The organism is Pseudonocardia sp. (genome assembly GCF_025465255.1).
In the GTDB taxonomy this organism is placed as follows: domain Bacteria; phylum Actinomycetota; class Actinomycetes; order Mycobacteriales; family Pseudonocardiaceae; genus Pseudonocardia.
This window is the reverse complement of sequence record NZ_JAODNI010000030.1, coordinates 1-8,942: the sequence shown is the minus strand read 5'-3', so window position 1 is coordinate 8,942 and position 8,942 is coordinate 1. Positions and strand designations below refer to the sequence as shown.

Here is an 8,942-nt window from a genome sequence, read left to right as displayed (position 1 = left end):
CGTGCGTGCGGGCTTGCCGGGTCGTAATCATTCATGATGGCGCTCCTCTTGCTCAGGCAACGAGGCAGAGAGTGGCGACCGTTCCTGTGAGGTCCATGTATGCGGCTTGTGACAGGACTGAACCTTTCCAACCTGGCGTTGGGGCCGGTCAGCAGGTTGGCAAAGGCTCAATGTTGAAGACGGTCGGTAACGCCGGCGGCGCAGCGCCGAAAAGAGAGGATTCGCGGTTCTCTGGTCTGTCGAATTTACGCCTTCTGTCCTGTTCTCGGGCCGGTGGACGTAGGGTTTTGGACTTTTTGACGCGGTGTTGACGCGTGGTTCCGGATGATGCGGTTCGGGAGATCGATCGCAGGAGGAACGATGGGCGGGCCGCAGGTTCAGGAGCCGGGTGGCTCCGGATCCACCGGGTCGCCGCGGTCGGAACCGGTGACGGGCCCGGACCTCGAGCCCGATCCCTGCGCCGAGCAGGCCCACGTGGACAGCCTGCGGACGGTGCACGCGGAGCTGGTGCGCCTGGAGGGGCTCCTGTGTGGTGGTCGGCACCCGGTTTCCGGTGCCGATGGAGGGATCGCCCGCGCGGCCCGTCAGGTGCACCTGCCGGCCTGGCAGCGGGTGACCCGCGGTGAGAACCGGTGGCCGGTAGCGGCGGTGATCGTGATCGCGATCGGCCTTCAGCTGGCGCTGCCGGACCAGCTGGTGCTGCAGTCTCGGTGGCTGCTGCCGGGCCTGGAGCTCGCCCTGCTCGTGGCGTTGGTCATCGCCAGTCCGAGCCGGTTGGAGCGCGAGTCGACGGTGCTGCGGGCGGGCAGTCTGGCCTTGGCCGGGCTGCTCAGCCTGGCCAATGCCTGGTCGGCGGCCCTGCTGGTCCTCGGGCTCGTGTCGGGCAGTCTCGGGCAGGACGCCGGTCCGCTCCTGGCGACCGGCGCCGCGATCTGGTTGACGAACATCATCGCGTTCGCGGTCTGGTACTGGGAGTTCGACCGGGGTGGCCCGGTGGCGCGGGCCCTGGCCCGCCGGTCGCTGCCGGACTTCCAGTTCGTCCAGATGCAGAGCCCGGACCTGGCCCATCCGGACTGGGAGCCGGGCTTCGTGGACTACCTGTATCTGTCGTTCACCAATGCGACCGCGTTCAGCCCCACCGACACGATGCCGCTCACCCGGTGGGCCAAGCTCACCATGCTCGCGCAGTCCCTGGTGTCACTGATCACCGTCGCGCTGGTCGTCGCCCGCGCCGTGAACATCCTCAAATGAACGATCGCCCAGGGAACGATCGGGTAGGGAACGTCGTCGGCCCCCGCAGATCCCGGCGAGCGTTGCAGCCGGACCGGACGCACGAAGGCCCCTACCCGCGACGTCCTGCGCCGGGACGTAGTTCACCGCCGATCGGTGGTGAACTACGTCCCGGACCGCCCGCGACATGGGGTCCACCGCCGGGCGGCGACGCGGTGGTGACTGTTCCGACACGGCTGTCTGCAAGCCCGCCTCGTCGGCGCTCGTCCTCACTCGCCCGGACAGTGCGGATCATCGCGGCATCGTTGTCCGTGCTGGTCCTGGCCGTGACCGGCTACGTGTGGAACCAGTACCGCGACCTGACGGCAGGGATCCACACCTCGAGCGCGCTGGGCGCGACCGCAGCGCCGGCGGCCGGTGCGGACACGAACATTCTCGTGATGGGCTTGGACAGCCGGCTCGATGAGAACGGCAATGCCCTACCCGCGGACATCTACGACGCGCTGCACGCCGGTGACGCGGCGAACGGCGGCTACAACGCCAACGTCCTGATGCTGCTCCACATCCCGGGCGACGGCTCGAAGGCGACGTCGATCTCGATACCCCGCGACGACTACGTCGACTTCCCCGACACCCCGGACGGCACCGCCGAGGGGAAGATCAAACAGGCTTACGGGCTGGCCTTCGATCAGGCAAACCGCCAACTCCGGGCACAGGGTGTGACCGATCCGGTCACGCTCGAGCAGCGCAGCCGGGACGCCGGCCGCACCGCGGAGATCCACACAGTCCGGGAGTTCCTGGGCGGTGTGCCGATCGACCACTTCGTCGAGGTCACCCTGATGGCCTTCTACCAGATCGCCCAGGTCGTGCAGCCCATCACGGTGTGCGTGAACGAGGACACCACGGACAGCTACTCCGGTGCCGACTTCCACGCCGGCCGCCAGCAGATCACCGCGGCCCAGGCCGTCGCGTTCGTCCGCCAGCGTCGCGACAACGTCCATCCCAAACTGAACTTCACCGACCTCGACCGCGAACGACGCCAGCAGGCGTTCATCTCTTCGCTTGCCTATCAGCTCAAGCAGGCGGGGACCCCGGTCGATCCCACCCGGCTCAACGCGATCATGAAGGTCGCCGAGCAGAACATCGCCATCGACAGCGGCCTGGATCTCCTGTCGTTCGCCACCAACGCGACCAGCCTGAGCAGCGGCAACATCAGCTTCACCACCCTGCCCATCACGGGATTCGGAACCGACCCCCTCGGCGAGTCGATCAACACGGTTGATCTCACGCAGATCCGCGCGACAGTGCAGAATCTGCTCTCCCCGCCGGTGCCGGCCACCCCCGCGCCGGCGCCGTCGGCAGGTGCCACCGTCGACGTGGTCAACTCGACGGGGCAGACAGGACTCGCGGCGACCATGGAGCGTGACCTCGCCGGCCAGGGCTACACCGCGGGAACCACCACCACCGGGGCCCGCACCTTCCACACAACCCTGAGCTACGCACCCGACGCCGCCGACCCGGCGCGGACCCTGGCCACCCTCCTCGCAGGCCCGACACCTCGTCCGGACGGCTCCCTGCCCGCCGGGCACATCCGGCTCGTGCTGGGGAACGGTTTCACCGTTCCCCCCAAGCTTGCGGTTTCAAGTTCGGCCAGCTCAACCCCGACCACCCCGGAGCCCGCAACCTCGGACCCGGCGTCCGTTCCGTCCGCTCTCGCCGGGGGTGAGATCCCCTGCGTCAAGTAGGCACGGCCGCAACCACCCAGCACCAGTCCCAACATGCACTGAGACGGCGACGACAACTATCTGATGGAGCATCGAGAGATCCGGGTCTGTGTCCTGGTAGTTCTCCCTACTCCTTGGCCGCGGATTTCCATCGATCTCGACCTGCTCAGTGGGCAGGTCCGCGACCCGCGGGTGAGATGGCGCCACAGGTCGCCGAAACCCGACGGACGCCGCCGCGATCCCCGGCAGAACTCGACGCCGTTGGCCACGGCGCTTGCGTCGTCTTCACGTCGCATCGTGGCTCGCCGGGATGACCGACAGGGCCCTGGTCAGCGAAGCGCGCGGGAGTGGCTGCGGCGACGCCGCCGACATCGTCACGATGCAGATCGCGTGATCAGCGCTGAGAGGATGGTTCGGTGGTGGCACGGAGGACCTCGGGAACCGGATCGCACGACTGCCCGGTTCGGGGCAGATCGTCCCGGCGGGCGTTCCTGGGGATGCTCGCGGTCGGCGCGGTCGGCGCGGTGGCAGCCTGCGGGGCGAACCCGTCGTCGCCGCCCACGGCACTCGGGCACGGCGCCATGGCCGGAGCGGCGAGCCCGCCGCCCCTTCCGGCGATCCCCGCCGCGGTGCCGGGGCCGTCGAAGACCATCTCCTCGGGACCGCCCGGCGGGGGCCGGATCGTCCTGACCGTCGACGACGGGACCTGCGCAGACTGCGTGTCCGGCTACGTCGACTTCGCCCGCCGCACCGGTATCCACCTGACCTTCAGCCCGAACGGCACCTACGCCCGCGAGTGGGAGCCGCATGCCGGTGACCTGGCGCCGCTGGTCGCGGCCGGCCAGATCCAGATCATGAACCACACCTTCAGCCACCCGAAGCTCACGACCCTGCCCGATGCCCGTGTGCGGGAGGAGCTGGAACGCAATGAGCAGTGGGCTCAGAAGGTTTTCGGCATCACGACGCGCCCGTACTATCGGCCGCCCTTCGGCGTGCACGACGCCCGCGTCGACGGCATCGCCGCAAGCCTGGGCTGGACTCGCTCCGTCATGTGGAACGGCTCGTTCTCGGACTCCAAGACGATCACCCCCGATTTCCTCATGTCCCAGGCGCGCAGATTCCTGACACCGGGAACGGTCATGCTCGGGCACGCCAACCATCCCACTGTGCTCGGCCTGTTCGACCAGATCGTCGCCCTGGTCAAGGAACGGAACCTGCAGCCCGTCACCCTCGACGAGATGTTCGGGACCACCCGGACGGTCGGCGCCGCCTGACCCTGACGGTCGTCTCCTAGCGCCTTCTGAAACCGGTGCTGCGCGCTGGTGGGTGCTCCTTCCCCGTCCTGGGTCGACCCGAATCGGCAGCGCTGGACGCGTTGTCCTGCGGACTCTCTACGCCGCGATCCAGAAGCTGGCGGCCTTTGTGGCCGCCTACGCCGACCCTCGTAGATCAAGCACCAGGTACTGCGACAACACCACCAGGTCTCGGCGATTACGGCCATGGGATGCCCAGAGACGCCGCCCTGCGCCGCGAGGGTGAGCACAGGGTCGAAGCCCGGGGGTCGCCGCGACGCACGATGCGGGCGGTGCAGGCGCCGGAGGTTCCCCGGCCGATCGGGGTGAGCTGGAGTTGCGGCACCCGGGGCAGCAGGTTCCCTCCGCATCTCCAAACGCGGCGCCGGACACGCCCGCTCCGGTGCTTCCGGGGAACCGGCCTCGCTGCGGCGGCCGGGGATGCGGTTGACCAGCGGCCTGCAGCTTTTCGCGGCCGGGCTCGGCTTCCTGATCTACCTCGTTCTCCACGAACTGGTGTCGTGATGGCCGGCCTCGCCAGCCGTCACAGCCGCGATCGATCCGCCCCTAGCGATCTTCGATAGGGCCCGGAATCGCCGCCGGGCCGCTGTTCGGGGCGCTGGACGAGGGATGAGGTGGGTAACCGTCGGGGCCGTTGTGCTGCTCCGGAGAGCTGCAGCATCGTGCTGGTCGACCGAGCGTGGTCAAGGGCGCGGGGCCGGTCAGCCCGGCCCGATCAGTCCGAGGAGGGTCTGGCCGACCAGTAGCAGGGACATGACGGCGACCGCGGTGACCGCGATGGCTGCGGCGACGCGGAAGGCGCGGCCGTTGACGGCGTCGCCGAGGACGCTACGCCGGTTGGCCAGGATCAGGATGTAGCTCAGCACGATCGGCGCGACCACGCCTTGTAGGACCTGGGTGCCGATCAGCAGCGTGATCAGGTTGACCGGGGTGAGGGCGACCGCGGCACCGAGGAACACCTGGAAGGTGAACAGGCCCAGGAACAGGGGGGCCTCCCGGAACCGCCGCGACACCGAGCGCTCGACCCCGATGGCCTCGCTGATCGCATACGAGCTCGACAGCGGCACGACGGCGCCGGCGAGCGCGCTGGCGCCCAGTAACCCGAACGCGAACAGCAGCTCCGCCCCGGATCCGGCGACCGGTCGCAGTGCCTGGGCGGCCTGGTCGGCGGAGTCGAGTGGACCCTGTCCGCCGATGGTGGCGCCGGTGGCGATGATGATGGTGATGGAAATGATGCAGGCGAACAGCGCGCCGCTGATCGCGTCGGTCCGCACGGAGCGGTAGTCGTCGGGTCCGGCGCCGCGGTCGACGACGCCGGCGGCGGCGTAGAGCTGCATGTAGGGGCTGACGGTGGTGCCGATGAGCGCGACCCCGAGGAGCACGAAGGCCTTGTCCGCGACGAAGTGGGGCAGGATCAGGTTCGCGCCGACGGCCGACCAGTCGGGGTGTCCGAGGACCGCGGCGATCGGGTAGGCGAGGAAGGCCAGGGAGAAGACCAGGAACATCCGCTCGGCGTAGCGGTAGGACCCGAAGAGCACCAATGCCCAGATCAGCACGGCGAAGATCGGGACGACCACGTAGCGGCTGACCCCGACGAGCTCGAATGCGGCGCCGATGCCGGCGAACTCGCTGACCACCAGCCCGGTGTTGGCCAGGAGCACGCAGAACAGGGCCAGAGCGGTCCAGCGCAGGCTGAACTGTTCGCGGATCAGCGCGGCAAGACCCTTGCCGGTGTAGGTGCCCAGCCGAACCGACATCTCCTGGACCAGCACCAGCGCGACGGTGACCAGCACCATGAAGAACAGGGTCCGGTAGACGAACTGGGAACCGGCCGAGGAGTACGTGGCGATGCCGGCGGCGTCGTTGCCGGCGTTGGCCGCGATGAGTCCCGGGCCGGCGATCGCCAGGTAGGCGAAGATCCGGCCGCGGCGCAGCCGCTGCCACAGCCCCGTCGCCGGCCGCGGCGAGGATGCGACGTCGGGCCGCGATGTCGCCGGTGACGAATCGGTGGGTCGGGCGGGGGTCCCGGTTCGCGGGTCGGTCATCGCAGCAGCCTCGGGAAGTGTCGACGACCGGTTTCGGGGGTCAGCGCGTCGACGACGTCGTCGGCGAGGATGCGCCCCAGCGGGCGGCGATCGCCGTCCACGACCAGCACCGAGGAGCGGCGCGACTCGACCAGCGCCGCCGCGACCTCGCCGACGTCGGCGTCCGGTCCGAGCGTGACCGGGTCGACGTGGGAGCTGCCGCGCAGCAGCTCCGCCAGGGTCTGCTCGGGCGGGGCGACGAGCAGATCGAACAGCGGCACGTCGGCGATCACCTGGTTCTGGGCGTCGCAGACGACCACGGCGTCGACCTCGTTGCGGTGTTCGGCCCACCCGGCCAGCCGCGCGCGGAGCCCGGCGATGGTGTCGTGTTCGCCGGCCAGCAGCAGGCGGGCGGTCATGAATCCGCCGGCCTCGTCCTCGGGGTAGTCGAGCAGCCGCAGCAGACGCTCGCGGGTCGGCGGTGGTATCCGCTCGAGCAGCTCCTCGCGTTCCTGACCGCTCAGGTCGCGCAGCGCGTCGACGGCCTCGTCGGACTCCATCGCCGCGACCAGTGCGGCCGCCTGGTCGGGTGAGGACTCGCGCAGCAACCCTTCCAGCTCGTCAGGGTCCATCTCCTCCAGCGCGTCCGCGGCCGCGTCGGGCCGCAGCGACGCCAGCAGCTCCTGGCGGCCGGGGCGGCCGAGGTCCTCCAACAGGTCGGCGAGCTCGCCAGGGCGCAGCCGGTGCAACGCCTCCTGGCTGCGCCGCAACCGCACCGTGGCCGGCCCCTCGGTCGACTCCTCACCGAAGGGCGCAACCGCGTCCCAGTCGATGACCCGGTCCGGTGTGGGGTGCCAACGGAATCGTTTCGGGCCCAGCCGCCGCAGCAGCGACTGGATGCTGACGTCGACCCCGACCAACACGGTGTGCTCAGCCACCGGTGCCAGATACAGGTCCGCGGCCCGAACCACCTGGACCCCGTCGACATCGACCAGTTGGTGGTCCAGCACGTCACGGGCCAGCAGCACCTCGCCCGGGCGGCGCACGTAGTCGCGGAGGTCGAACCGGGCGGTGCGCAGCGCGACGCCGCGCCGCTCGATGGCCTCGATGGCGCCGGCGTCGATGAAGGCGCGGCGACGCCCCACCCGGATCACCAGCCCGGTGACCGGCGGATACCGCTCGTCGCCGTACAGGCGGGCCACCACATCGACCAGGCGTCCGACCTCCTGGCCGGCCTGGTTGCGGACCGGGGCGCCGATCAGCCCGGCCAACGACACGATCGCCTGACGCACCGCGCGGCTGGTCATGGCCCGCTCGGCGCGGATCTGGGTACGGGCGCGCAGCGCGTGTCCGGTGGGCAGCGAGGGGCGAGCGGGCACGAGGACCTCCTCGAGGCACCCCGCCACCCGGGCCGCTACAACCGCAACGGGCCCCCGGCGGGGCGGGGAATGGGCATCAGACAGGGCCCGGGGAGCGCGCCGCGTCCCGCGGTCACGCCCCAGAGCTGATGACTGGGGGGTTCACCGTCCACGGTGCCTCACCTCCCATCATCCTGGCCGCGCCCCATCCGGCCTATGCGTTTCCATCGAGCCGGGGAAACTGTACCCAGCCGCCACCCCGGCGCACGCGCGTCGCGCTCGCCTCGCCGACGTGTCGGCACCCGTTCACCTGGCCGACAAGTCACCACCTGCTCGGCGCGGCCCTGTTCGTGCACGCAGCCCACGGCATCTTCGCGGCCGACAAGGGCTGGGAGCTCGTGGGCGCGATCGGCGCAGCGGCGTTGGCCCTGGCAGCCGTCGGCCCCGGCCGCTTCAGCATCGACCACGCCGTCGGGGCGCGGCGGCCCACAGCCGTGCCCCGCTGACTCTCACCAGGTCGCCCCCGTTCGCGGCGGCTGCCGGGTGGCGAGGGTTCATGGATACGGCCACGGGTTCTGCGACACCCGTCCAGGCCGACGGCTGCTGCCCCTCGGCCCGCCGCGGCAGGACAGTCTCCCCGGCACGCTGCGCGCCGTAGGTTCGTGACCGTGGCGGACCCGGACGGGAGCCCGCTCCGATCCCCCGCATCGTCCTGCGGCCCACCGCGTCGACGATGCCGCTCGGCTTCTACACCGTCGCCGTGGCGAGCGTGCTGGTGTCCTGCCTGCAGTGCGGTGACCACATATGTTCACCGGGTTGGCGACACGCTGGGACGCGTCCCACGGTAAGGGGCTGCTGCTCCCACTCTTGATCTCGACATCGGACGAGATCCAGGGGTGACGCGGATGGCAGACCCGGTCAGAGCACGACGACTATCCGATCACGAGGGCCAGACGCTGACCCAGATCGTTCGTCGCGGACGCGGTAATTCAGTCCGGGTTCGCTCGTACTGGCGGCGCCTCCGGACCGTGTCGGCCGCTGCCGATCCTCCGCCCCCCGCGGCCACCGGATTGTCGTGCTCGCTGGGTCATCGAGGCGGTCATCGCCCCTTTGGCTCGGAGCCAGCGGGTGTCCGGGCGAGGCTGGGAGGCGGTTACGGGGTGAGCATGAAGGCGCCGTAGCCGACGACCCGGGCTGGGTCGGCCCCGGCGTCGGCGGAGGTGGCCAGGCGCAGGAGTTCGACGTGCATGTCGCATTCGGCGGCGTGGCGCAGCAGGCCGCGGAGGGCCTGGC

6 protein-coding genes are annotated in these 8,942 nt (G+C 70.2%); 4 read left to right on the top strand and 2 right to left on the bottom strand.

The features are described from left to right. Nucleotides 1-426: 426 nt before the first annotated feature. From JWP64_RS03305 to JWP64_RS03295, 3 genes are all read left to right on the top strand, one after another. The gene (locus JWP64_RS03305; protein ID WP_297492100.1) at nt 427-1,251 is read left to right on the top strand and encodes a hypothetical protein; all 825 of its coding nucleotides are present in this window, start codon (nt 427-429) and stop codon (nt 1,249-1,251) included. Between the two features lie 290 nt (nt 1,252-1,541). Next, nucleotides 1,542-2,975 (top strand): LCP family protein, encoded by a 1,434-nt coding sequence (locus JWP64_RS03300; protein WP_297492102.1) that lies wholly within the window; start codon nt 1,542-1,544, stop codon nt 2,973-2,975. Between the two features lie 395 nt (nt 2,976-3,370). Further along, entirely contained in the window at nt 3,371-4,228 is an 858-nt protein-coding gene (locus JWP64_RS03295; protein ID WP_297492098.1) for a polysaccharide deacetylase family protein, read from the top strand. Nucleotides 4,229-4,968: 740 nt separating this feature from the next. Here the strand turns inward: JWP64_RS03295 and JWP64_RS03290 are convergent. Together JWP64_RS03290 and JWP64_RS03285 are read right to left on the bottom strand one after the other, a co-directional pair. After that, nucleotides 4,969-6,312: an NRAMP family divalent metal transporter gene (locus tag JWP64_RS03290; protein WP_297492096.1), complete on the bottom strand. Its 1,344-nt coding sequence runs from the start codon at nt 6,310-6,312 to the stop codon at nt 4,969-4,971. Then, nucleotides 6,309-7,670, bottom strand: a complete 1,362-nt coding sequence (locus JWP64_RS03285) for a CBS domain-containing protein (RefSeq protein ID WP_297492094.1) — start codon at nt 7,668-7,670, stop codon at nt 6,309-6,311. Before JWP64_RS03285 ends, JWP64_RS03290 begins: the two co-directional genes overlap by 4 nt. Nucleotides 7,671-7,999: 329 nt before the next feature. On the opposite strand from JWP64_RS03285, the gene JWP64_RS03280 reads away from it, so the two are divergent. Next, nucleotides 8,000-8,155 (top strand): hypothetical protein, encoded by a 156-nt coding sequence (locus JWP64_RS03280; protein ID WP_297492092.1) that lies wholly within the window; start codon nt 8,000-8,002, stop codon nt 8,153-8,155. Nucleotides 8,156-8,942: the final 787 nt, after the last annotated feature.

Excerpts from the sequence above, each read along its gene's own strand:
- JWP64_RS03290 (WP_297492096.1), bottom strand. The coding sequence starts at position 6,312 with ATGACCGACCCGCGAACCGGGACCCCCGCCCGACCCACCGATTCGTCA.